A 26,748-nucleotide genomic window follows, 5' to 3' on the forward strand; every position below is an offset into this window, starting at 1 on the left:
AAATTAGCTAAGAGAGCTAAAGAATTAGGATTAGATGCAATACATGATACAGTTCATGAAATGTGTAAAGATGAAGCTAGACATGGTAAAGCATTCTTAGGATTATTAGAAAGACATTTTGGAAAGCAAAACTAATAATAAGCTCATATTAAATAAATTAATATAAATTTTATTAACCTTTATAAAAAATACCTTTAGATATTAATATCTAAAGGTATTTTTTATTGCAAGGAAATTGAGATAAAAGTAAAAAAATTGAGATAAAAGATTTAAACTTATAATTATTGGTATAATATGTAATAAAATATTAAATTATAGGAGTGTATATATGTTAGAAGTAGGAACAAAAGCACCAGATTTTAAATTAAAAGATAAAGATGGTAATTTAGTAAGTTTATCAGAGTTTAAAAATAAAAAAGTAGTTTTATATTTTTATCCTAGAGACAATACTCCAGGATGCACTAAGCAAGCATGTTCTTTTAGGGACAATTATGATGCTTTTAAATTAAAAGACATTATAGTTATAGGTATTAGCAAAGATAGTGCAAAGTCTCATGAAAAATTTGCACAAAAAAATGATTTACCATTTATATTATTATCTGATCCAGAACTTGAAGCTATCAAGTTATATGATGTATGGCAAGAAAAGAAGTTATATGGAAAAGTAAGTATGGGAGTTGTGAGAACTACTTACATTATAGATGAAAATGGTATGATAGAAAAAGTATATGATAAAGTTAAAACAGATAAAAATGTAGCTGAAATACTTGAGTATTTAGGATAAACGCTTATTTTTACAGAAGTCAATTAATTAATAAATATAATAAAATACCTTGAGATATTATAAATATCTTGAGGTATTTTATTATGGAATAATAAAAATAAAATTAGCAAGAACAAACTGTTATTATGCTATAATTTAGGAATATATGTAAAAATAGGAGGGATAAATTGTGAAAATATATAACTTAAAGTTAAAAGTACTAGTAATAATATCCAGTGTATTAATACTTTTAAGCTTGTCAGCATGTACTGTTAAAGATATAGATGCACAAAGTAGTACAAGTAACAACTCTATAAATAATGTTCAAGGCAGTATAAGCTCAAATAAAGAAACTAGTGAAATATCATCATTAAATGAATCAGAGTTACATTTTATAGATACAGGAAACTCTGATGCTATTTTGATAAAAAACAATAATAAATTTGCACTTATAGATGGTGGAGATAATGACGATGAAGAAAGAGTAGTAGAATATCTAAAAAATCAAGGTGTTAAAGAGTTAGAATATATATTTGCAACACATCCGCATTCAGATCATATTGGTGGATTAGATGCGGTAGTAAATGAAATACCAGTTAAAAAAGTATATGTTAGTAATGGTGATTCTGATTCTAAGACTTATTCAGATTTTATATATGCTATGTCGAATAAAGGGTTAAGTCCAAGTGTTCCTTTATTAAATAGTGAGTTCAAATTAGGAAATGGTAAGTTTAGGGTAATTTCAGCAGCAAATGAAAAAGACCCAAACAATAATTCTCTAGTCCTAGAGTATACCAATGGAAATGATAAAGTTTTATTAATGGGAGATGCAGAAGAAAAGATAGAGCGTGAGTTAGATGTAAATGATGTAGATTTATTAAAGGTTGGACATCATGGATCAAGAAGTAGTTCAAGTAGCTCTTTTATAGATAAGGTAAATCCAAAATATGCAGTAATATTAGTTGGTGCTAACAATAAGTATAATCACCCTCATAAGGAAACTATGGATACTTTAGTTAGTAAAAATATAGAAATACATAGAAGTGACGAATGTGGACATATAGTATTTAAGTCTAGTGGTAATGGATTAAGTGTAGACTGTAAGGATAGTACTTATACCCAAAGTATAAATAATAATACTAATAATGATAAACCAGAGAAAAAACCTATTACAAAACCTGTAGTAGATAATAGTATTAAAGATGATATAGTTTACTGGACTCCCAACGGGAAGTCATATCATTCAACTAAATCTTGTCCTGCTTTAAGTAGAAGTAAAACTATAGATTATGGTACACAGGCTGAGTCTGGAAAATATGACCCATGCGATAGATGTATCTCCAACTAACAATACTAGTAAATATCTCCTTAGGAGTATAAGAGATTTTATAGTTCATAACTATGAATGTATTGAAAATTTATTATACAATTGAAAAAATTAAATAAAATATAAAAATTTTATTAAAAATTTGTTTAGGGAAAATATTCTAGGGGTATTAAGTAGTTATATATAAGATATGGATTGATTCAAAAATAAATAAAATAAAAAATAAAAAATGTTTAAAGTCAGATTTTAGTGGTATATATATACCATAATAAAAAAGTAAATTAACTATTTAATATATATATAAATCAATCAATGAAAATTCAGGAGGAGAGAAAGTTATGAAAAAATTCGTATGTACAGTATGTGGATACATCCACGAAGGAGAAACTATAGAAGGTGTTGTATGTCCAGTATGTAAAGTAGGAGCTGACAAGTTTGAAGAAATGTCAGGAGAATTAAACTGGGCAGATGAGCACAGAATAGGTGTAGCACAAGGTGTAGATGAAGAAATAATAGAAGGATTAAGAGCAAACTTCGTTGGAGAATGTACAGAAGTAGGAATGTACTTAGCAATGAGTAGACAAGCAGATAGAGAAGGATTCCCAGAAGTAGCAGAAGCATACAAGAGAATAGCTTTTGAAGAAGCAGAACATGCAGCTAAATTTGCTGAATTATTAGGAGAAGTAGTTGTTGCTGATACTAAAGAAAACTTAAGAGTAAGAGTTGAAGCTGAGTACGGTGCAACTGATGGAAAATTAAAATTAGCTAAGAGAGCTAAAGAATTAGGATTAGATGCTATACATGATACAGTTCATGAAATGTGTAAAGACGAAGCTAGACATGGTAAAGCATTCTTAGGATTATTAGAAAGACATTTTGGAAAGCAAAACTAATAATAAGCTTCTTATTATATAAATAAATTTTAACATTTTTTAACATTTATAAATACCTCAATAACAATATGTTATTGAGGTATTTTTTTATTTTGAGATAATATCGTAAATAAGAAATTAGTTTCAGATATTACTAAATTTCTAATTTATTTAATCATCTAAAATTTATTAATATATAGAATAATGAAAGTAAAATCAGAATAAATAATCCGTTGAAAGGAAAACGATTTTCATATAACATTTAATTAGAAACATAAAAATAATGAGGGGGGATTTTTATGAGAAAACAAAAAACTAAAGCAATGGTAATTGCAATAGCATCAGTATTTATTATTGGGATAGGTTCTTTAGGATATGGTGGTAAGGCAGTGGCATCTAGTAGTGAAAAAATAACTGCAAAAAGAATACTTTGGGAACATGCAGGAGATTTAGAAGCACAATTTGGACAAGATAAAAATATAGGTACAGCAGGATTACTTGTAGGAGAGTCAGATGGATACATAATAGCTGGTGGTGGAGCTAACTTTCCTGATGAGTCTGTAGCTGATGGTGGGACTAAAAAACATTATCCTGATGTTTATGTATTAAAACAAGAAAATGGAAGATTAAAGCAAGTTAAGCATACAAAATTAAAATATGAAATAGGGTATGGAAGCTCAATAACTGATGATGATGGTGTTTATTATATAGGTGGAAGTCCAGAGGAAAAGGAAGGAAATAATGTAACTCTATTCTCTGTTGATAAAAAAGGAAAGTTAAAAGAAAAGTTTATAGGAGATTTACCTTTTACAATTAGTGATGGAATAGCTGTTAAACATGGTAATTATATATATGTTGGATTAGGAAAGCAAAATGGTGAGGCAAGTAATAAAATGTATAAATTTGATTTAAAAACAAAAAAAACACAGGAAATAGCATCCGTACCAGGAGAAGCAACTAGAAACCAAGCAGTTGCTCAAATACTAAATGATGAGATATATGTATTTAGTGGTGGAGATAAAGTAGCTTACACAGATGGATATAAATATAATATGAAAAAGAATAAATGGGAAAAAGTATCAGATGTTAAAGTAGATGGAAAAGAAATATCTTTATTAGGTGCTAGTTCAGTTAAACTTAATAACGAAGAAATGTTAGTTGTAGGTGGGTTTGATAAAACAGTTTATGACTATGCCGTTGAAAAACTAAATACATTGAAAGATGAAGAATTATCTGAATTTAGGAAAGGGTATTTTGGAGCAGACCCATCTGAGTTAAGATGGAATAAGAAGATATTAATATATAATGCAAAGAGTAATAGCTGGAAATCTATTGGCGAAGTTCCGTTTGATGCACCATGTGGAGCAGGGGTAGTTTTAGATGGTGAAAAGATATATTCAATAAATGGAGAAATAAAACCTGGAACTAGAACTAATAGAACTTATGTTGGTACAATATTAGATAAATAATACGTAAAAAAGTCTTCAGAAATCTGAAGACTTTTTTATGTGTCTAAAGCCTCAAAGATATGAAGAGATTAAGTACTTATCAACCTAAAAAGTATTAATAAACTATATAATGTAATAAGTAAATTCAAACATTAATATAATTTATATTGGGCAAGTGTTATACTTATAAATTAATAGTTAAAGGTGGTTGTATATGTATCCAGTTTATAAAAGTATAGGCACAAAAGAAAAATGTGAAGAAGTAAAGATATTATTTCCAGCTCAGCATCAAAATTGTCAACCAGGTTTAGAATACCTTATGAATCCTAGACCTATATCTGATAATCCATATTATTATGGAAGTTGTAAATTACTTAACAAAGTAGCTATTATTACTGGTGGAGATAGTGGAATAGGTAGAGCTGTAGCTTATGCTTTTGCTAAAGAAGGAGCAGATATTGCTATTTCTTATTTATGTGAGGAAGAAGATGCAAATGAAACTAAGGCAAATATAGAACGTTTGGGAAGAAGATGTTTATTAATACCAGGTGATTTAAGAGATGAAGAGATGTCTAAGGTAGTTGTTGAAAAAACGATACAATGCTTTGGCAAAATTGATATTTTGGTTAATAATCATGCTGTGCAATTTATTCAAAGAAGTATACTAGATATAAGTGCGGAACAATTAGATGATACATTTAGAACTAATGTATATGCATTTTTTTATATGACAAAGGCGGCACTTCCATATTTAAAAAAAGGATCGAGTATAATCAATACAACTTCTATAACTGCATATAAAGGAGAACCATTACTTATAGATTATAGTGCAACTAAAGGAGCTATATTAGCATTTACAAGATCACTATCACAATCTTTGATAGAAGAAGGTATAAGAGTAAATGGAGTAGCTCCAGGTCCTATTTGGACTCCTTTAATTCCATCATCTTATTCAGCAAAGGAAGTAGAGACATTTGGCAGTGGAACTAGTAAAGTTCCAATGAATAGAGCGGGTCAGCCATTTGAAGTTGCAACAAGTTTTGTATTTTTAGCAAGTGATGATTCTAGATATATGTCCGGCCAGATTCTTCACCCTAATGGTGGAACTATAGTTGGTTCTTAGATTGGTAATAGATATAGTTATTTAAATTTATTAAAGTTAATATATCAAATAAATAATAAAAAATACCTAGTTCAAGCTAGGTATTTTTTTATACATATATTGTAAATACAGTATTATTTTACGCATCTATATTATACAGATAGATATGTTAGAAAATAATAAGTATGATGTACACTATATAAGTTTTTAAATATTAGTATCTTCTAATTTTACAAAACTATAACCTTTATCTCTTAACTCTTTTAATGCGTATTGTAATCCCTCGTAAGTATACTTTTTAGGTTGATTGAAATGGCAAATTACAATATCTCCTGATGTAGATTTACTTAAAGCATTTTCTATTTGTGATTTAGAAAAAGTAGCTCCTGCATCACCATTAACAGTAAAACCTACTATTTTATATCCTAAATCTAAAGCTATTTTTATAGACACATCATCATAATAAGCAGTTCCTGATCTAAAGTATTTTGTTGTTCTTCCTGTAAGTTCATATATAGTTTTTTCATTAAGTTTTATCTCATCTATAACACTTTTAATGTTACCAGTACCATCTATTCCATATATAGAATTAGAAGTTACCGATAGCGGTCTATGTTCATAACCATGATTTTCTATCTCAAATAAATCATTATTAGCCAATTCTAGAAATTTATCTTTATTTACTTCTATCCATCTACGATTTACGAAAAGGGTAGCTGGAATTTGTTCATCAATTAAATATTGAATTAAATCCTCATCATAATCACTACCATATTTACCACCACAGGCATCAAATGTTAAAGATATTATTTTTTCCTTTGTATTAATTTTATTTACTACTCCATTAACTTTTTCTCCCCATTCAGTTGGTTCTATAGAGTCATATTTTTCTATAATATTATTTATGACTTCCTCTTCTGATTCAACTTCAACAATATCATCATTAGTGCTTCTATTATCTGTTTTATCAATATATTGATTATTGCTACATCCAATACCAAATACTAAGCAACAAATAATAGGAATTATAATTTTTAACTTTTTCATAAAAATCTCCTTATTATTCTGTATTTAATCCCAATTATTTTCCTAATTATACCATTTAAATAAATTTTAGTTCAAATATTTCAATGTAATAGTTTGTTAACTAACTCATAGATATTAGTAAAATAGATTACTAGTTTAGTGTAATAATATAATAGTTGATGGTTAATATATAAATAACGTCGCAAAGCTATCAGACTAGTGGTTTACAGATTAAAGAAAAAACAAGGAGAGTAGTCATGGCCAATAAAAAAGTTTTTCTTCAGGATTTAAAAGACGGAAATGTAAAAATATCTCTTATGATAATGAAGAAATTATATAAAGATGGAAATAAGGTTTTATACACATTAAGTGATAAAAGTGGATACATAAATGCAAGAATAGCACCAAAGTTAAAGCTAGAACCAGGTCAGGTAGTAGAGATAGAAGGGACTAAGGATTTTGTTATCGATGTTTCTTACTTAAACGTAATTGAAAATTATGAACTTGAAGACTATCTTGCAACTGTAAAAAGACCTATTGAAGATATAATGCAAGATATAGATGAAATAACAAAAGAATGTATTACTTCACCACAAGCTATAAAGCTAAATGATTATTTTTTTAAAGATCAAAGTTTTCTTGAAAAATTTAAAAAAGGGATAGGTGGAGTATCTATGCACCATAACTATATAGGAGGATTGGCTGAACATACTCTTAATGTAATGTATTTGACTAAAGTTCTTTGTGATAGGTATGATTGCAGAAGAAGAGAAATTGCAGTATTAAGTGCAAAGCTTCATGATATAGGTAAAATTTATGAACTTGAGTATAATGGTCCTTTTAAATACACTCTTGAAGGAGAATTAGAGGGTCACATTGTTATAGGAGTACAGATGATAGATAGAGCAGTTATGAATGCTGGAGTACCTTTTAATGAAGATTTTATTAGAAGGATAAAAGGTTGCATAGTACAGCATCATGGTAAACTTGAGTATGGATCACCTAAAAAAGCTAATATGGAAGAATCTATTATATTAAACTATGCAGATACTGTAGATGCCACTATGAATAAAATAGAGCAAATAAGAGAAAATACGAGAGATAACACATGGTCTCAATATGATAAACGTATAGAAACTAAGCTTTATCTCTAAGTTTATGAGTAAACATAAAAAAGATAAGAAATAAACTATTAATTTAGTATAATTTATGTATGAGATATTTAGAGGTAGAGTAAAGTTCTATCTCTAAAATTGCTGTGAGTAAAATTTTATAATTGCATTACTGGTATAATTTTAATTTAAACTTTAACTTCAAAATATGATAAAATAATTAAATGCTATAAAAAATATCATTAAATTATCATAAAAAATGAGGTATACATGACAACAAGGAATATAGACATAAAAGTTAGGAAAAAAGAAAAAATAAAGATTTCTAATATATACGATTTTAAAAAAGAATTAAAAAAAGAAGGATATAATTTAAATTATTACGATGAAGAAAAATTCAAAGAAGATATTATAAATATTTTTAAAGTGGATAATACTGTAATAGAACATTTATACAAATCTATGGATAAAGAAGAAATAACTTATAGAGCTAACAATGTTAGTCACTTTATTGATTACATGGAAAAAATGGTGTTGTTTGAAAGAGAACACTACAGGTTATGTGAAAAAATAAGTGAGATTAAAAAATTACGAATAGATAGAGTTGAATATGAAAGAAAACCTAATTCTCAAGATAATGTTGAACATATACTTAAAGCTATAGAAGAAATAAAAGATGGTATATCTGGAGTAATCAATAAAAAAGAAAAATGTAGATTAGAATATTTAGAAAATGAAATAGGCAAAAATTATCTTTATGCTAAGGATATTGAATTATTAAAAAAAATGATTATGATAAATAAAGAAAATGTAGATGAAAAATATAATGAAATAACTCAAGTTAAAACAATATCAATAGACATACCTAAAGAAATAGATAATAATTATATCAAGCCACTAAAGGGCAGTGTAGAGTACCATCAGCACTTGAGTAACAATATACCAAGAATGAAACGCCTAGTAAAAAATATGAATAAGTATATTAAAATTGATGAAAAAGATAATTTAACTTTTAAAATAAATCAAAGTAGTGCATTACAAGACTCTATAAATATAGCGGTAGTAGAATATGATAATAAAGAGTTTAAGGCAATAAGTGGTAGTAATGAAATAAATGATTATTGTAAAGCACCACCATTAGAAAAACAATTTTTTAAGAGCAATAAAGTTAACAAGTTAGGAAAATTAGGAACAGGTTATAATAGAGTTAATGATAGTGAAAAAAAGATATTTGAAGAAATTCACAAGCAAATTAAAGCTAAAAAGCTAAATAACAAGGGAAATCTTACTTTATATAGCAAATGGGAGCCTTGTCCAAGTTGCTATTATGTAATCAATCAGTTTTGTAGACAACATCCAGATATAAAAGTACAAGTTAAATATATCAAAAGATATGGCGAAAATTAAGCTAGGGAATTATTTAAAACTACGTATAAAAAAATATATATATGTTAATAATTATAAAAAGGTTGTTATATAGGATTTGTATATGCTACTATTATATATATACAAAATAATAACATCGCGGAGTGGAGCAGTTGGCAGCTCGTTGGGCTCATAACCCAAAGGTCGCAGGTTCAAGTCCTGCCTCCGCAACCAATTATAAGTATGAATATATGGCTCTTATATCTATATGATATAAGAGCTTTTTTAATGGAGGATAACATGACAACAAATAAGAAATCAGAAACAGGGTTAAAATATAATAAAGTACAAAAAATGAATAAAAATTTTATGTACCAAGATTTAAAAAGAAGTAATTGCTATAACAGTGACTTTTCTAATTCTAACTTTAATTTTACAAGCTTAAGGGGAGCACATTTTAAATCTTGTAACTTCTATGGGTGTACATTTACATTTGCAGAATTTATTGGTAGTAATTTAAAAAAGAGTAGATTTACAAAAGCTAAATTTGAAAATACTGTATTTGAGGGAGTAAATCTTGAAGATGTAGATTTTAGCGGAGCAACATTTAAAAACACAATATTTTTAAATACTGATATTTCTAAAGCAAAAAATATTAATATTAAAGAATCTGAAGTTAAAGTTTTTGATGAAATGCCAAACTTAGAAATAAATGAAAAACTTGAAAATGCTATTAATTTAGCTATGAAAAATGTATATATTAAAAAATCAAGAACATTAGATACAAAAGATGGTAGTATAAACAATATCAGTATAATGATACTTTTAGATAACTTTAAAGAACATAGATTAGTACAAGGATTAACGCTTTTAAGTGAGAAAATTGACAAAGAGTTTTGTACTTTAAGTTATATAATAAAGAGCTTAAAGAGTTATGAATCTCAAGGAATTTTATAAATAGTTTAATTAAAGTGCCCAGTATGATTATTTACATAGTCAGGGCACTTTTTATATTTTCATAGTTTAACCTTATATATTTATTGGTATAATAAGATAAATACAACATATAGAGGAATAATGATTATGAAAAAAGACAAAAGACGTATAATAATAGATTTTGAAGTTTTATCAAATGCTAAATTTTGGATGTGTTGTATGAAAGATTACAAAACTCAAAAAGAACACATCATAATAAATGATAGGGATGAATTATTAAGAGTATACAATAAAAATAAAGATTCTGTATGGATAGGGTATAACATAAAAGGATACGATCAATGGATATTTAAATCAATAATAATGGGCCTTGATCCATGTAAGGTATCAGATAGTCTTATTGAAAAAAAGATGTCTGGATGGAAAATAGATAGAAGTTTAAATAAAATGCAGATGTATATATTTGAGATAAATGATAGCTTTCGTAGCTTGAAGGAGCTGGAATTATTTATGGGGGAAGATATAAGAGAAAGTACTGTTCCCTTTGATTTAGATAGATATCCAACCGAGGAAGAGATAAAAGAACTAACAAGTTACTGCTTACACGACGTAAGAATGACTTATAAAGTGTTTAAGGAAGTTTATTACAAATATGAAGCTCAATTAGGATTAATAGAGTACTTTAACTTAGATGACAGTATGATTAATAAAACTGAAGCTCAGCTAAGTGCATATATATTAGGTGCAAAAAAGCCTAATTATGATAGAGATGACTCAAAAAACTTCGAAATAATAGAGAATATAAATCTTAGTAAATATAATTATATAAAAGATTGGTATTTAGATTATAGCAATAGAGATTTAAAAAATTACTTAAGAACAAATGTATATGGAATTGAAACTGATTTTGGTTGGGGTGGACTTCATTCTGCTAGGAAAAAATACGAAGCTAATGATTTCATTGTAAATTCAGATGTAAGTTCTTTTTATCCATCTATAATGATAGAATATAATTTATTGAGTAGAAATGTAAAAGATCCATCTAAATACAGTCAAATAAGAGATACAAGGATACAGTTTAAAAAAGATAATAATCCTATAGAAAAATCCCTTAAATTAGTTTTAAATAGTGCATATGGTGCATGTATGGATATTAATAATGAACTTTATGATCCAAGACAAGGTATGTCTATATGTGTAAATGGACAGTTACTATTATTAGATTTAATAGAAAAGGTGGAATTAGAATTTAAGGAAGAAGCAGAATTTATTCAAGGTAATACTGATGGAGTTATGTTTAAGTTTAATTCTAAAGAGGCAGTAAATAGATATATAGAAATTTGTAATGAATGGTGTAAAAGAACTAAAATGAATCTTGAACATGATTTTATTAAAAAGATAATACAAAAAGACGTAAATAATTATGTTTATATAAAAGAAGATGGAAAAGTAAAAAGTAAGGGTGCTTACGTTAAAAAACTAAGTATAATAGATAATGATTTACCAATAGTAAATAAAGCTATTAAAGAAAAATTAATAAATGATGTGGATGTAGAAACTACCATAAATAATAGCAACAATCTTATAGATTTTCAAAAGTGTGTAAAAATAACAGGAAAGTACTCTCATGCTGTATATGGGATTGAGAATATTAGTTTAAAGGTTCTTAGGGTATTTGCTAGTAAATCTAGTTTAGATAACCCTATTATGAAAATGAAATCAGATAATAAACTAGAGAAGATTAGCTACACTCCAGATAGGGTATTTATAGATAATAGCAATATTATAGATAAAGAAGTGCCTCAAAAATTAGATAAAGATTGGTATATAGCTTTAGCTAAAGATAGATTGGATAGCTTTGTAAATGAATATAAATTTACATTGTTTGATTATTTAAATTCAATATAGGAAAATAATAACTAATACCCCCCAATAAGATTAGGTAATAATAAAATATCTAATCTTATTGGGGGGTAGAACTTTTGCATGTAAATGAATGCTTTATCAATATATATTTTTATACTTTCTCATTTTGAAGGTAATATAAACTATAAAAATATCCTTTAAGATCAATTAAGTCATCAAATTTACCTCTTTCAATTATCATACCATCTTTCATTACGATTATTTCATCATAAGAAACTAATATATTTTTTATAAGTTTATGAGTAACTACAATTAAAGTTAAATCATTAATAGATAACAATGAAGATTCTAAATTATAAGCAGTTTCATTATCTAAAGCAGATGTTGATTCATCTAAAATTAATAGATTAGTATTATTAATAAGTGAACGTGCAATAGCAATTCTTTGCTTTTCTCCGCCAGATAACTTATTACCATTTTCGCCAACTGATGAGTTTATTCCATTAGGAAGTGATGATATTAAATTTGAAAGCCCAGATCTGTTACAAATCTCTAGCACTTCTTCATCACTATAATCTGAGTATAGTTTTATATTTTCCTTTATTGAATCATCAAACATAAATACATTTTGTTGGATCATAGAAATATTTTTATATAAATCATAACTAAAAATTTTTTGAAGGTCTTTATTATCAATTAAAATATCACCAGTATAGTTTTTGTAGTATCTCATAAGCAACTTTATTAATGTACTCTTACCAGAACCACTTTCTCCAACAATAGCATATTTTTTATTTTTTTCAAAATTTATATTAATATTATTTAAAGCTTTTCTTTCATCTGAATAAGAAAAATTTAGATTTTTTACCTCTATATTTTTTTCGAATTTTTTCAATGAAAGCTCTTCAATATCACTCGAAGAATCAGAAAGTATATCATCTATTTTATCTACTATAAGTGATACAGATTTTATTTGGTTTATTAAAGAAATACTAATCTTTACAGGTCCTACAATGTGAGTACTAAGTTGAATAATTATTATTGCAGTACCTACAGAAATCTCTCCCTTATTCATAAGATAACCACCTAAAATTAGAACTCCTAAGTAGATAGTTACACTAAATGAAAGTGAAAATCCTCTGATTATAGCTTCTAGAATAGAACACTTTTTCTTACTAAATTCAACTGCATTAGAAGAATTCTTAAATATTGTATTAATTCTATGTCCTATATTAAACCCTTTTATTACTTCAAAGCCAGAAAATAAATCTTTAGTAACTGAAGTTATATCTTCTAAATTATTAGAAAAATTATTTTTTTCAATAACTAATTTTTTTGAAAGTGCGTTAGGTATTACAAACCCTAATGTACCAAATATTGCTATAAAGATTACAATAGTTGGACTTATTGAAAATAAAAATGCCAAAGAGATTGTAAAGGATATAAAAGATGAAATAACTTGGAATATATTATTCAGTAAGCTATCCTCAATTATTTTTAAATCATTATAAAGAATAGATATATATTTACCACTATTATCTAGAGAAAAATCTTTTATATCTTTATTAAGTATTTTAGAGAAAATATCTGTTCGAAGATAATTAACAGTGTTTTTTATATATGATGACATGACACATCCATCTATATATTCCGTGATAAATAAGATTATTATAAGTGCAATACTTGCTATTATAATTGGTACAAACTTATGGATTTCGGCATTTGCAAAAATATCAACTATAAATCCCATTATAAAGTCAAAAGCTATAACTGATAAAGCTGCTAAGGATATAGTAATTATCCTGGCAAAAAATAATAGTTTGTATTTGAAAATGTAATTCCAAAACTTTTTCATAATACCTCCATTGTTTATTAACATATTTTTATTGAAAAGAATAATAAATAATAAAAGTAGATATACTTTATTACTTACGATATATATAATTATATATAAAATGTATCTTATTACAAAATGTTTTGAGCAAATAGAGTTAGTTTATAATAGTATTTTTATTTAAATAGATAGAATTTCTAAATCATTGTAAACATTATGCATATGATATGAAAATTGATATAATTAAAAAAGATAGAAATAACTACCAAGGGGGAAAGATAGATGGAGTTTAAACTTCCAAAATATAATCATCCAAAATTTGATGAAGAAATATTTTTATCTGCACCAAATGCAGAGTACAAGATAGTTGAAAAAGATGGAGTAGCACCAGATAATTATCATGCAATGTCTATATTTCCAGAATACTTCAAAATAAATGGAGAATGGATATTAGCTGAAGAAACAAGAATGGACTGTGTTCCAAGAATTAACTTTGAAGGAAAAGTAGAAATAGTAGAATTTAGAGCTTTAAGAGTTGGAGATAAAGTAATTGTAGGAAGAACAGAAGATGCTAGTGAGGGGATATACTTACATACATCAGGATTTGAAAAAGAAGTACAAGATAAGGATGTTTTTGCTTTTAGGGGAGGAAGGTCAAGGGAAACTTCTCAAACTATGGATTATGACAAACTATATGAACTTTTAAAACATGAAAAAGAAAATGGATATGTGGTTTGGGTAATGGGTCCAGCTGCAGTATTTTCAGAAGGAGCTAGAAATTCCCTTACTAAGTTAATAAATTCTGGGTACGTTGATGCATTTTTAGGTGGAAATGCAGTAGCAACTCATGACTTAGAGGCTGGAATATATCACACTGCACTAGGACAAGATATATACACTCAAGAGTCTATAAGAAATGGTCACTATTGTCATTTAGATTTATTAAATAAAGCAAGGAAATATGGTTCAGTACAAAAATTAATAGAAGAAGAGAATATAAGTTCTGGATTAATTCAATCATGTTATAAGAATAATGTACCAGTAGTATTAGGTGGATCTATAAGAGATGATGGACCTCTTCCAATAGTAATAGGAGATGTATACCAGGCACAAGATGAAATGAGAAAGCATATAAGAAAAGCAACAACAGTAATATGCATGGCAACTCAATTACATACAATAGCTACTGGTAATATGACTCCTTCATTTAGAGTAGTTGATGGCAAAGTAAGACCATTGTATTTTTATACTATAGATACTTCTGAGTTTGCTGTTAATAAATTAAGAGATAGAGGAAGTTTAGAGGTTATAACTATGATTTCTAATGCTCAAGATTTCTTACAAAGATTAGCTGATAATTTAGAATAACTATATAATCTACTAATTTAAAGAAGCAATTAAGTATGTATTTTTTATAAACTATTTTTCAAAATTATCATATTATATACTGGTGACATTGTTACTAGAAAGGATAATATGATTTATGCAAAGTAGAAATTCAAAAAATTATAAAGGTGTAGATGTAAGCCACTGGTCAGGAAATATTGACTATAAAAGTGTTTCTGATAGTGGAATTGATATAGTTTATATAAAAGCTAGTGAGGGAAAAAGTTATGTAGATCCAATGCTTAATACTAATTATAAAAATGCGAAAGCCCAAGGGTTATTAATTGGATTTTATCATTTTTTTAGACCAAGTAATGAATCAGATGCACTTGAAGAAGCTCATCACTTCGTAAATACAATTAAAGGCTATAAATCAAATTGTAGATTAGCTTTGGATATAGAAGTTAGTAATGGATTAAGTAAATCAACTATAACGAATTTATGTATAAAATTTCTAGAGGAAGTTAAAAAGCTTACAGGATTAGATGTGGTAGTATACACATATACTTACTTTATAAAAGAAAATTTCAACAAAAAAATTAATGTTTATCCATTATGGGTAGCACATTATGGAGTTAAAACTCCTGGAAATAATGGTATATGGGACAATTGGATAGGATTTCAGTATTCAGAATCAGGTAGTGTAAGAGGTATGCCAGGAAACGTAGATTTAGATGAATTTACATCGGATATATTGTTAGAAAATGAAGATTATTCTGATGAAAATCTAATAGATGACAGTATAAAAAAAGAAGAATATATAAATTATAAAGTAAAGCCAGGAGATACATTGTCAGAAATAGCTAAGACATATAATACGACAGTAAGTAGTATAGCAAGTTTAAATAAAATATCTAATGTTAATTTAATATATGTAAATCAAATTTTGAAAATAAAGAAAATAAAGTAATATAAATATAAAAAACTCTAGCCATATAACCAAGATTACTAGTTATAAGACTAGAGTTTTTTATTATCTTTTATTATCGATTATATTATTTATTAGTCCTTTACATCTACCGCAACCAGTACCAGCTGAAGTTGCATTAGAAACTTTTTCTACAGTATCAGCTCCGTTTTTAACAGCATTTACGACTTCTTCAATAGATACATTCTTACATCTACACGCATTTTCAAGTATTGATTGTATTTCTTTTGCATGATTATCATCTTCAACAGTTATGTTAGTCATATTTTCTATATCTTCTATAGTTCGAGCACCATTTGCCATTGCATTTCTTATTTTTATGTAATCGTCAGTTATTATAGCCATTATTTTCCCTCCATAATTTTATTATTTAGATAGTTATTAACTGTATTATTTTGTGTTGATTTTTAGATAATATTCAATTATATTTTATCTATTCTTACCATGGTGTATACAATAATTAGCAGAAATAATATTAGGATATAGTAATTAATAAAAAAAGTAATTGCCATAGTACCAGAAGTTAAATTATATATAACAACTTCAGTGGTAGTTAAAAATGATGAAGGACTAGTAGTATATGTTGAAATATAAATTATAAAATGTAAAAAATTTAGAAAATACTATTTACAAAAATCGACAGTCATGATAAATTAAGTATAACAAATTTATATAGTACCTTTAATTCAGTTCAGAGAAACTGGCAAGGATTTCGGCAGAAAAATAAGTAAAATTGAGATTAATTATATCTAGTTAAATTTAATGGTAGTTAAGAGCAATACTAAATATAATTTTATCTTAATAAAACTTCTAAGCTCCTTGCATTTGCAGGGAGCTTTTCTTTTTAGGTACTAAAAAGGAAGGTAGAGACAACATGAGTAAACAACATCAAGATCACGACTATTCGTTAGAGGCAATACCTCAAAATGCTAAAAAAGGATTTTTCTCAATGTTAGTAGTTATGCTAGGATTTGCATTCTTCTCAGCAAGTATGCTAGCAGGAGGAGATTTAGGTACAAGTCTTAAAATGGGAGACTTTGTAAAAGCAGTATTATTTGGAAATATCATATTATGTATATATACAGGGCTTCTAGCTTATATGGCTGGAGATACAGGACTTTCAACACACTTACTTGCAAGATATTCGTTTGGTGAAAAAGGTTCATATCTTGTATCATTCTTAGTATCAGCGACACAAGTTGGTTGGTTTGGAGTAGGGGTTGCAATGTTTGCAATACCAGTAGCAAAAGTAACAGGAATGAATGTATGGATGTTAGTGATAGTATCAGGATTATTAATGACTGCAACAGCATTCTTTGGAATGAAGTCACTTACAATATTAAGTATGGTAGCAGTTCCATCAATTGCAGTTCTTGGAAGTATATCAGCAGGAAAAGCTATAGCTGATGTGGGTGGATTAGCAGGATTACTTGCAATAGAGCCAAGTGGGACAATTACTATGAGTGCAGCACTTGCAGCAGTTGTAGGAACATTTATAAGTGGTGGTACACTAACACCAGACTTTACAAGGTTCTCAAATAGCAAAAAAACAGCAGTAAGCACTACAGTAATAGCATTTTTAATAGGAAACTCTTTAATGTTAGCATTTGGTGCAATCGGAGCTATGGCTACAGGACATGCTGACATATCAGAAGTAATGTTTGCACAAGGATTAATAATACCAGCAATAATAATATTAGGTCTTAATATATGGACAACTAATGACAATGCTTTATATGGATCAGGTCTTGGATTTGCAAATATAACAAAGCAACCAAAAAGTAGAATGGTTATAATCAATGGTATTATAGGTACATTACTTGCAATGTTCTTATATAATAACTTTATGGAATGGTTAAATATGTTAAACTCATTTATACCAGCAACTGGAGCAGTAATAATAGCTGATTATTTTATAATAAACAAAGGAAAATATGCAGAGTTTAAATCAGCAAGATTTAAAATAGTAAATATAAATGCTATAATAGCATGGATAGCAGGAGTTGTAGGAGCGTATACAATACCTGGAATAACACCTATAAACTCAGTAGCTACAGCGATATTAACTTATGTAGTTTTAACTAAATTAACTTCTAAAAAAGGACAAGAGTTAGAAGATAAAATAGCTGCATAATTAAATCTAAATAATAAATTTAAAAATAGCTTTTAGTATCTTAGGAGGATAAATATGTTAATAAAAAATGCAAAATTAAGAAATAATGACAACTTAGTAGATATATTAATAGAAAATGGGATAATAACTAAAATTGAAGCCAATATAGATGTTCAAAATGAAGAAGTTATAGATGCAAATGGATTTTTAGTTGTTCCACCATTTATAGAACCTCATATCCACTTAGATACAACATTAACAGCTGGTGAGCCAAAGTGGAATGAAAGTGGAACTTTATTCGAAGGAATAGAGCGCTGGTCAGAAAGAAAAGAGTTTTTAAGTATAGAAGATGTAAAAATAAGAGCAAGAAAAGCTATAACGTGGCAAGTTGCTAACGGAATACAATTTATAAGAACTCATGTAGACACTACAGACCCTGAGCTAACAGCAATGAGAGCTATGATAGAATTAAGAGAAGAATTAAAAGACTACGTAACTTTACAAATAGTTGCTTTCCCACAAGAAGGTATACTTTCATACCCTAATGGGTTTGAATTATTAGAGGAGTCATTAAAGCTTGGAGCAGATGTAGTAGGAGCTATCCCTCACTTTGAATTTACAAGGGAGTATGGAGTAGAAAGTATAAATAAGATTATTGAACTTGCTAAAAAGTATGATGTATTAGTAGATGTTCACTGTGATGAAATAGATGATGAGCAATCTAGATTTATAGAAGTACTTGCAGCTAGAGCATATGAAAACAACATGGGACATAAGGTAACAGCAAGTCATACAACAGCTATGCACTCATATAATGGAGCATACACTTATAAATTATTTAGACTTTTAAAAATGAGCGGAATAAACTTCATAGCAAATCCACTTGTAAATATACATCTTCAAGGTAGGTTTGATACTTATCCAAAAAGAAGAGGTATAACAAGAGTAAAGGAAATGGTAGAAGCAGGAATAAATGTATGCTTTGGTCATGATGATATAGTTGATCCTTGGAATCCGATGGGAACAGGTAATATGTTACAAGTTCTTCATATGGGACTTCATGTATGTCAAATGATGGGATATAGTCAAATAAATGAATCAATAGATTTAATAACAAACAACAGTGCAAGAACACTTAATATACAAGATAAGTATGGGATAGAAGTTGGAAAGCCAGGTAATATGATAATACTACCTGCTGAAAATGGATATGATGCTATAAGAAGACAAGTACCTATACATTACTCAATAAGAGAAGGTAGAGTTATAGCACATACTACTTTAAGTGAAACAACAATAGATTTTGGTAAAAAAGAGATAGTAGATTTTAAAAAGTAATAAAAAAGCTGTTCTAAAAAAATAGTAATTATTTAGAACAGCTTTTTTATCTATAAATTTAAAAGAAAATAGCATTATTAGTATTAATGTCAGTAAATTTATTTTCTAAAGATCTTTTAAATAATGAAATATTAGTAGGTAAAAGTGACAACAAATTTAAGTTTATACAATAATTTAAAAATACATTTCCTAAAAAAGCATTCATATTACAATTATAGTCGTATATTGGAGATAAAAAAATATATTCTGGACTTGAACATATTTTTATACCATTTTCAAAATCTATAAAAACTTTTTCCATATTACATTTATAATTAGGTACATAAACATTGCTTATCAATATAGTCTGAATAGAATCGTTAGTTTTTCCTAAAGCTTCAATAGATATTTTTTGATTTTTATTAACATGAGCTACTGCCTTTATTCTTACACTTATTTGAAATTCTATATTAAGGCACTCTGTTATATTTAATAGTAAATCATTACAACTTTCTTCAATTATATTTACATAATTTTTATCTATATAAAATGAACTTTTAAGAGAAGATGACTTAATTTTCAATTTATGCCCGTTTACAAGTATTTCTTTATTTATTTTACATATATCGTACTCTAATTTACTTTCTAGTATTTCTATTCTAGCATTACAAGGTAAAGTACAGTTGTCTAGAATATCAAATTTTATAGGTAAATTAGAGCTTAATTTATTTATAGTGGTAGTACTATCAAGTATTTTATTTACCTTGAAAGGACATATTATGATGTTAGAACTTTGCTGTATATCCACAAATATTCCCTCCTATTAAGTATATATTTATAATATGACAATAAGATAAAAAAGTTATTTTAGAAAATAAAATAACTATGAAAAATATGAATGATAATGTCAAAATATGAGGTAACGCATATACTGATACAAAGAGGGAGTGTCTCTTTATAAATTATTAAGGAGTGATTTAAATTGAGTTTTGATTGTATAAATTCTAATACACCGATGAATTGTGGAGAATATAAAAGACAATATGTAGGAAATTTAGAATATGTTACTGAAGGTTTGCTTTATATTATAAATGACAAGATATTAACAAATGAATTACCTGGAACACCTTTTGATACTACTGACGATAATTGTAACTGTACAACTTCTGAGGAAACTGATAATAGAAATGCAAAAGTTTTTAACTGCGTACAATGGACACAAATAAAAAATGATTTAATAGATATAAATTCTAATCCAAATGATACAAAAGGATTACTACCTATTCTTTTTCAAACAATTAGATGTACATTAGTTAACACACCTAATATAAATCATGCATTCGCTGCACAGCTAGAAAGATTTTTATGCCTAGTTGAATCTCTAAGTACAAGAATAGACTCTGTAAGTTGCAACAATAAATGCCCAGAAATAATAGGAGATTTATTATGTTTGCTGTTACAAATATTAACTGAATTAATTTCTGCAGTTTCTAAGCTTGCAGTTTTAATATATTATTCAGGATGTAATATAAATGCATCAACTGGAAATAAGGAAATTGCTTCATTATTTGAATGTTTATTATGTGATTTTATAAATAATTTATGTGAACTTGAAAGATTAATTCCTGAATTAAGTGCAATAGTAGTTGGATTTGCAACATGTGATATGCAAATGTGCACACCTTGCTATACAACACAATCTACACCTAAAAAATTAAGACCGATTTGTCCACCTCATATGATGAATAATGGAGGATTTAATAGACCATATAATTGCGGAGGTTGTTGCTGTAAGAAGTAAATAGAACTTATAAAAGTGTATGTCTCAATATAGATAAACTATTTATACGGGGACATATCTTTTACTAGACTAGGAGGGAAATTTAATTGAATGATAATCATAACTTAAGAGTTATTTATGAAATATTAAATGATATAAAGTTTAATTTATTTTGTAAAGATAATTATTTAAAAAAAGAAGAAATGCTTGTAAATAACTTAGTAAATGAATTACTAAAAGAAAATTTTTGCAAAGAAAGAGATAAAAATTGTGATAAAGCAAAATGTATAAATTTAATAACATTATTGATAAAGACTATTTCAAAAATAGAGGAATGTACTTGTTGGAAAAAGAATTATGAGTATTTAGTACAAATTGATAGATTTGAATGTATATTAGATAACTTAAAAGGAATATTGTGTCAACTTAAGTGTTTGAAATTTAAAGACTGTGATTTAGTACCTAAAGTATTAATTTTGCTATTTAAAATAATAAAATTAATAGCCGATATTATATCTAAGATAAATAATATAGAGTGTTTATGTAAACATGATTTATGCTGTGAATGTGAACTTCTAGAATGTGTTATTTACGATTTAGCAGAGGAGATAGTAGAATTTGAAAGAGAAGTATCAGAACTAGCATATTTGGTTTTAGAAATAGCTTCAAAAAATATTATTAATTGTACAACATCTAGAATGTGCATATATAAAAAGTTAGATTATTTAAATGACTATTGTGATCACTATTATATAAAAAATAACTCTAGTTGTAAGTCATAATAAGAAATTTATTATCAATAAGGAGATGTCAATATGAATAATTATAATGGATACGGTAGTGAATATGAAAGTTGTAGTGGGTGCTCTTGTAGTTCTAATCTAGGATGTGACTATCAAACTTGCCCACCAGACTACAATCCAATAACGGTAAATAATTCTACAAGTCCCAATATAGAAGGAAGTACTTCTCAAGGCGGAAGTTCTTCGGGAAATACTAGCAATAATACGAGTAATTTAAGTGTAAATATGTGTTGTTGTAAAAAAGATACTATAAAAGAATGTTGTGTAGAAGGAGTAAGAAAATTACTAGATTTTATTCAGACTAGATCACTAGAAACAACAATAACTTCAATACAAGCATATTTATATGGTGATCTAATAATAGAGCAGAATAACTTATTTACACCAAATCCAGCATCTACACCACTTATATCACTTATAAATTTAATACAAATACAAAATGCATCGATATGTAATGAAATAGTAAAATCAAGTAATATAGTAACATCCTTATGCGCTGTATCTCTTATAGCATTTAGCTTTGAGCCTAATAATCAAAATCAGGATATTAAAAAGACATTTAAATTTATTAAAAAATGTTCTTGTGAATGCAACGAAGAAATTGCAGAAGCCTTATGTTTTAGCGGATTTGGAGGAACATATACTCTTAGATTAAAAGACACACTTCAAATAAGTACAAATGAAACTTTGTCTAAAGCAGCAACATTAACTAATTTATTCTTAGTAGCAGTAGATAATAATATAGCTATATTCTCAGATGCACTTACTCCTACTTTATATTATGGAATACCTACTTGTAAGATATCTAGCTTTATTAAAAGATAGAATATAAAAATGAGAATTAATACTGAATACATACATTTAAATAATTTATAAAATTATTTAAATGTATGTGCTTAGAATGGTATTATAAATATAATAACTAATTTGATAAAAGGGAGATTAATTTAATGGATATAAGAGAAGAAATAAAAAAATATAAAGATTATATAGTAGAAATGAGAAGATACTTTCATCAATATCCTGAAAAGAGCAATGAAGAGGTAAAAACTTCTAAAAAAATAAAAGAAGAATTAGAAAAAATGGGGATATCTTATAAATCAGTTGCAACTACAGGTGTTATAGGTACAATAAAAGGAAGTAAACCAGGAAAAACTATAGCATTAAGAGCTGATATAGATGGCCTTGCAGTAGTAGAGAAGAATGATGTTGATTATAAGTCTAAAGTAGATGGCATGATGCATGCTTGTGGGCACGATGGTCATATAGCTATGTTACTAGGAGCAGCAAAATTACTAAATGATATTAAGGAAGATATAAGTGGAACAGTAAGATTAATTTTCCAACCAGCTGAAGAAGTAGCTCAGGGAGCGAAAGCTATGATAGAAGAAGGAGCTCTTGAGGGTGTTGATAGTATATTTGGAATGCATCTATGGGGAGATTTAGAATGTGGTAAGGTATCAGTTGAAGAAGGTCCCGTAATGTCTGCAGCAGATATTTTTAAAATAAAAGTAAAAGGAAAAGGTGGACACGGATCTCTACCACATCAAGGTATAGATGCTGTTGTTGTTGCATCTGCAATAGTAATGAATTTACAGACAATAGCAAGTAGAGAAATAAATCCAATAGATCCAGTAGTAATTAGTATTGGATCAATAAAATCAGGAACAAGATTTAATGTTATAGCGAGTGAAGCAGTTTTAGAGGGAACATCTAGATGCTTTAATCCTGAATTAAGAGAAGAAATCCCTAAAATTATAGAACGAATAATAAACCATACAGCACAAACATATAGAGCAGAAGCTAGCTTAGAATATACTTGGGGAATGCCAGTGTCTATCAATAATAAAGAATGCTCAAAACTAGCAAAAGAAGCAGTAAAAAAGATATTAGGAGAAGATGGAATAAACTCTATGCCTAAGCTGACTATAGGAGAAGATATGTCGGAGTACTTAAATATCGTTCCGGGTGTAATAGCATTAGTTGGATCAAAAAATGAAAGCAAAGGATGCATATATCCTAATCATCATGGAAACTTTGATATAGATGAGGATTCATTAGAAATAGGTGCAGCACTTCATGCACAATATGCAATTGAGTATCTAAATTAATAATTATAAAATATTAATATTGATAAAAAGCTATATTCTAAAAAATAGAATATAGCTTTTTATTTTATACTGATATTTGGAGATAATAAACAAATAATGTATGAACTAATATATTAAAAATATTAATCAATACCATTATAATTATTAATTTTACTTATGAATAGTATATAAATATAATATTTAATATAAAAATGTAAAATATGACAACAGTAAAAGGAGATGTTTTGATGAAGGATATTGTAATAATAGGAGCAGGTGTTATAGGATGCTCGATTGCTAGAGAATTGTCAAAATATAATTTAGATATATGTGTAGTAGATAAAAATAATGATGTAGCTGAAGGAATATCAAAAGGCAATAGTGGTATAGTCCATGCTGGATATAATGAAAAAGAAAACACATTAAAGGCTAAGTTAAATTTAGAAGGAAACTACTTATTTGATGGATTAGCGAAAAGGTTAGATTTTCCTTTTAAAAGGAATGGAGCTCTAATACTAGCTTTTAGTGAAGATGAAATGAAAAGAGTTCATGAATTAAAAGCTAATGGAGACAAATTAGGAGTTCCAGCTTTAGAGGTTTTGAATAAAGATGAGGTCTTAAGTTTAGAAAAAAATATAAGTTCTAAAGTGGTAGGTGCATTATATGCAAAGTCATCTGCAATAGTAAATCCATATGAAATGACAATTGCCTTAGGAGAAAATGCTTCAGAAAATGGAGTAGAATTTAAACTAGGGTATAAGGTTATAGATATTAAAAAAGAAGATCGTGGGTTTAAATTAATATTTGAAAATAAAGAAACTATAAATACCAATATAGTAATAAATGCCGCTGGTTTATATGGAGCGTTTATAAATAATCTAGTAAACGAAGAAAAATATGAAATAAATCCTTTAAAAGGTGAATATTGTTTATTTGATAAGGTTGCTGGTGGTATTTGTAAAAGAACTTTATTCCAAGTTCCTAGTAAACTTAGTAAAGGAGTATTAGTGACTCCAACAGTAGATGGAAATCTTTTACTTGGACCTAATGCTAGATTAGATGAAAATGCAACAACTTCAAGAGAAGGAATAGATGAAATCATAGAAAATGGAAGTAAGACAATTGAAGACTTACCTTTAAATAGAATTTTAACTGCTTTTAGTGGAATTAGACCTAAAACTGATATAGACGATTTTATAATAAAAAGCTCAAAAGACAATCCTAATTTTATAAATGTAATAGGAATAGATTCACCAGGATTAACATCGGCTCCTGCTATTGGAAAATATGTAGCATCTTTAGTTTCAGATATAGTAAATTTGACTGAAAAAGATAATTTTAAAGAAAATAGAAAAGGTATACTTAGATTTTCAGAATTAAATATAGAAGAAAAAAATGAGGTTATTAAAGAAAATTCTTCTTATGGAAAGATGGTTTGTAAATGTGAATTAGTAACTGAGGGAGAGATTATAGATTCAATAAAAAGACCACTAGGAGCTACAACAGTAGATGGAGTTAAAAGAAGAACTAGAGCTATGATGGGTGGATGTCAAGGAATTGGATGCATGTTGACTATAGCTAATATCTTGAGTAGAGAATTAGGTATTAGTATAAGCGATATAAAGAAAAATAATGAATCTTCAGTAGTAGTTGGATATAAGGAGGATTAGGTATGAATTCGTATGATTTAATTATTATAGGTGGAGGAGCAGCAGGTATTTTATGTGCAATACAAGGGAAAAAACGAGGTATAAATAATATTTTAATAATAGAGAAAGATCCAATGCTTGGAGGGATGCTAAGTAGTGGAAACTATAATATATCAGAAAATGAATTTATTACTGGAAAACAATATAAAGAGAGATTGATAAAGGAACTAAATTCTTTTGACATTGAAATAAAACTTAATACTATGGTATTAAAAATAGAAGATGATAATGGTGTAATTTGCACAAGTACTGAGAATGGAATTGAAAAGATACAAGGAAATCAAATAATACTTTGTAATGGAGGAAAAGAAACTTCAAGAAAAGTTGTTAATATGGTAGGAGATAGGTCATCGGGAATTCTTACAGTAGGAATGGCAAAAAAAATACTTAATATGGAAAAATTAATACCAGGGAAAAATATTTTAATATCAGGAGATGCCACTATTTATATGATTGAAGAGGAGTTAAAAAATTCTAATATAAATATAGTAGGAATTGTATGTAATGGCAAAAACATAGATAAGGTAAAAAGTTATGATCTAACTTCTGATATATATGAAGGTTATGAAATATCATCAATAAGGGGAGAGGGTAGAGTTTCAGAAGTAACTCTTTCAAAAGATGGAAAAAATATATATGTAGAATGTGATACTTTGATTTTTGCTCAGCCAATGCTTTCAGACGGAGTAGTAGCAATGAGAAGTAATATTGCTTTAAATCCAGAAACTACAGGTGCAAAAGTAAACAAAAACTATATGACGTCAAGAGAAAATATATATGCTTGTGGAAATGGAATATTCATTCACAGTAGTATAGAAGAAATAGAAAAAGAATGTATAGAGTTAGTAACTAATCTGAAATAAAATTAAAAATATGATGTAGTTGGTAGAATAAAGTATCTATTACATCATATTTTTTTATTGAAAAAAAATAGTTGCAAAAGCAATTAATTATGATATAATAGACTAGTT

The 26,748-nt window shown here is 27.4% G+C and carries 23 protein-coding genes, 1 tRNA gene and 1 pseudogene; 21 read left to right on the forward strand and 4 right to left on the reverse strand.

Annotation, left to right across the window (positions count from 1 at the left end):
• From H8923_RS17770 to H8923_RS13910, 6 genes and pseudogenes are all read left to right on the forward strand, one after another.
• Window positions 1–135: pseudogene (locus H8923_RS17770) on the forward strand (NADH peroxidase); the annotation flags it as partial.
• A 193-nt stretch (window positions 136–328) separates the two neighbouring features.
• Window positions 329–784, forward strand: a complete 456-nt coding sequence (gene bcp / locus H8923_RS13890; RefSeq protein ID WP_153973199.1) for a thioredoxin-dependent thiol peroxidase — start codon at window positions 329–331, stop codon at window positions 782–784.
• A 169-nt stretch (window positions 785–953) separates the two neighbouring features.
• Window positions 954–2,111, forward strand: coding sequence for a ComEC/Rec2 family competence protein (locus H8923_RS13895; protein ID WP_317982881.1), 1,158 nt, complete (start codon window positions 954–956; stop codon window positions 2,109–2,111).
• A gap of 317 nt (window positions 2,112–2,428) precedes the next feature.
• A complete protein-coding gene (locus H8923_RS13900; protein WP_187127959.1) occupies window positions 2,429–2,983 on the forward strand; it encodes a ferritin family protein in 555 nt (184 codons plus the stop codon).
• Window positions 2,984–3,261: 278 nt separating this feature from the next.
• Complete coding sequence (locus tag H8923_RS13905; RefSeq protein WP_243139982.1) at window positions 3,262–4,431, forward strand: cyclically-permuted mutarotase family protein; 1,170 nt, start codon at window positions 3,262–3,264, stop codon at window positions 4,429–4,431.
• 193 nt (window positions 4,432–4,624) lie between these two features.
• Window positions 4,625–5,533 (forward strand): SDR family oxidoreductase, encoded by a 909-nt coding sequence (locus H8923_RS13910; RefSeq protein WP_153972545.1) that lies wholly within the window; start codon window positions 4,625–4,627, stop codon window positions 5,531–5,533.
• 186 nt (window positions 5,534–5,719) lie between these two features.
• On the opposite strand, the gene H8923_RS13915 is transcribed toward H8923_RS13910, so the two are convergent.
• On the reverse strand, window positions 5,720–6,559 hold the full coding sequence (locus H8923_RS13915; RefSeq protein ID WP_153972546.1) for a polysaccharide deacetylase family protein: 840 nt from the start codon (window positions 6,557–6,559) through the stop codon (window positions 5,720–5,722).
• 236 nt (window positions 6,560–6,795) lie between these two features.
• Here H8923_RS13915 and H8923_RS13920 point away from each other — a divergent pair, with 236 nt between their 5' ends.
• The 5 genes from H8923_RS13920 (at window position 6,796) to H8923_RS13940 (ending at window position 11,859) form a co-directional block, all read left to right on the forward strand.
• Window positions 6,796–7,692, forward strand: a complete 897-nt coding sequence (locus H8923_RS13920; RefSeq protein WP_153972547.1) for a 3'-5' exoribonuclease YhaM family protein — start codon at window positions 6,796–6,798, stop codon at window positions 7,690–7,692.
• A gap of 228 nt (window positions 7,693–7,920) precedes the next feature.
• Window positions 7,921–9,057: a deaminase domain-containing protein gene (locus H8923_RS13925; RefSeq protein ID WP_153972548.1), complete on the forward strand. Its 1,137-nt coding sequence runs from the start codon at window positions 7,921–7,923 to the stop codon at window positions 9,055–9,057.
• Between the two features lie 116 nt (window positions 9,058–9,173).
• Window positions 9,174–9,249, forward strand: a tRNA-Met gene (locus H8923_RS13930).
• A gap of 66 nt (window positions 9,250–9,315) precedes the next feature.
• Window positions 9,316–9,972: a pentapeptide repeat-containing protein gene (locus tag H8923_RS13935; protein WP_153972549.1), complete on the forward strand. Its 657-nt coding sequence runs from the start codon at window positions 9,316–9,318 to the stop codon at window positions 9,970–9,972.
• 126 nt (window positions 9,973–10,098) lie between these two features.
• Window positions 10,099–11,859, forward strand: coding sequence for a hypothetical protein (locus H8923_RS13940; protein WP_243139983.1), 1,761 nt, complete (start codon window positions 10,099–10,101; stop codon window positions 11,857–11,859).
• Between the two features lie 109 nt (window positions 11,860–11,968).
• Here the strand turns inward: H8923_RS13940 and H8923_RS13945 are convergent, their stop codons facing one another.
• Window positions 11,969–13,672, reverse strand: a complete 1,704-nt coding sequence (locus H8923_RS13945; protein WP_172976744.1) for an ABC transporter ATP-binding protein — start codon at window positions 13,670–13,672, stop codon at window positions 11,969–11,971.
• A gap of 261 nt (window positions 13,673–13,933) precedes the next feature.
• Between H8923_RS13945 and H8923_RS13950 the strand changes: the two genes are divergently transcribed.
• The gene (locus H8923_RS13950; RefSeq protein WP_153972551.1) at window positions 13,934–15,019 is read left to right on the forward strand and encodes a putative NPN-dependent ornithine cyclodeaminase; all 1,086 of its coding nucleotides are present in this window, start codon (window positions 13,934–13,936) and stop codon (window positions 15,017–15,019) included.
• Between the two features lie 115 nt (window positions 15,020–15,134).
• Window positions 15,135–15,947 carry a GH25 family lysozyme gene (locus tag H8923_RS17405; RefSeq protein ID WP_153972552.1) on the forward strand — a complete coding sequence of 271 codons (813 nt, stop codon included), beginning with the start codon at window positions 15,135–15,137 and terminating at the stop codon, window positions 15,945–15,947.
• Window positions 15,948–16,010: 63 nt separating this feature from the next.
• On the opposite strand, the gene H8923_RS13960 is transcribed toward H8923_RS17405, so the two are convergent.
• Window positions 16,011–16,310, reverse strand: a complete 300-nt coding sequence (locus H8923_RS13960; RefSeq protein ID WP_153972553.1) for a (2Fe-2S)-binding protein — start codon at window positions 16,308–16,310, stop codon at window positions 16,011–16,013.
• Between the two features lie 529 nt (window positions 16,311–16,839).
• On the opposite strand from H8923_RS13960, the gene codB reads away from it, so the two are divergent.
• The gene (gene codB / locus H8923_RS13965) at window positions 16,840–18,099 is read left to right on the forward strand and encodes a cytosine permease (RefSeq protein ID WP_153972554.1); all 1,260 of its coding nucleotides are present in this window, start codon (window positions 16,840–16,842) and stop codon (window positions 18,097–18,099) included.
• Between the two features lie 54 nt (window positions 18,100–18,153).
• Window positions 18,154–19,416, forward strand: coding sequence for a cytosine deaminase (locus tag H8923_RS13970; protein ID WP_153972555.1), 1,263 nt, complete (start codon window positions 18,154–18,156; stop codon window positions 19,414–19,416).
• Between the two features lie 58 nt (window positions 19,417–19,474).
• On the opposite strand, the gene H8923_RS13975 is transcribed toward H8923_RS13970, so the two are convergent.
• Window positions 19,475–20,203, reverse strand: coding sequence for a hypothetical protein (locus tag H8923_RS13975; RefSeq protein WP_153972556.1), 729 nt, complete (start codon window positions 20,201–20,203; stop codon window positions 19,475–19,477).
• Between the two features lie 174 nt (window positions 20,204–20,377).
• On the opposite strand from H8923_RS13975, the gene H8923_RS13980 reads away from it, so the two are divergent.
• From H8923_RS13980 to H8923_RS14005, 6 genes are all read left to right on the forward strand, one after another.
• A complete protein-coding gene (locus tag H8923_RS13980) occupies window positions 20,378–21,196 on the forward strand; it encodes a hypothetical protein (protein ID WP_153972557.1) in 819 nt (272 codons plus the stop codon).
• Between the two features lie 86 nt (window positions 21,197–21,282).
• On the forward strand, window positions 21,283–21,957 hold the full coding sequence (locus tag H8923_RS13985) for a hypothetical protein (RefSeq protein WP_153972558.1): 675 nt from the start codon (window positions 21,283–21,285) through the stop codon (window positions 21,955–21,957).
• Between the two features lie 33 nt (window positions 21,958–21,990).
• The gene (locus tag H8923_RS13990) at window positions 21,991–22,803 is read left to right on the forward strand and encodes a hypothetical protein (protein ID WP_153972559.1); all 813 of its coding nucleotides are present in this window, start codon (window positions 21,991–21,993) and stop codon (window positions 22,801–22,803) included.
• A 125-nt stretch (window positions 22,804–22,928) separates the two neighbouring features.
• A complete protein-coding gene (locus H8923_RS13995; protein ID WP_153972560.1) occupies window positions 22,929–24,089 on the forward strand; it encodes a M20 family metallopeptidase in 1,161 nt (386 codons plus the stop codon).
• A 227-nt stretch (window positions 24,090–24,316) separates the two neighbouring features.
• On the forward strand, window positions 24,317–25,738 hold the full coding sequence (locus H8923_RS14000; RefSeq protein WP_153972561.1) for an NAD(P)/FAD-dependent oxidoreductase: 1,422 nt from the start codon (window positions 24,317–24,319) through the stop codon (window positions 25,736–25,738).
• A 2-nt stretch (window positions 25,739–25,740) separates the two neighbouring features.
• Window positions 25,741–26,640, forward strand: a complete 900-nt coding sequence (locus H8923_RS14005) for an NAD(P)/FAD-dependent oxidoreductase (RefSeq protein ID WP_153972562.1) — start codon at window positions 25,741–25,743, stop codon at window positions 26,638–26,640.
• Window positions 26,641–26,748: the final 108 nt, after the last annotated feature.

Source organism: Romboutsia faecis (assembly GCF_014323405.1).
Lineage (GTDB): Bacteria > Bacillota > Clostridia > Peptostreptococcales > Peptostreptococcaceae > Romboutsia_E > Romboutsia_E faecis.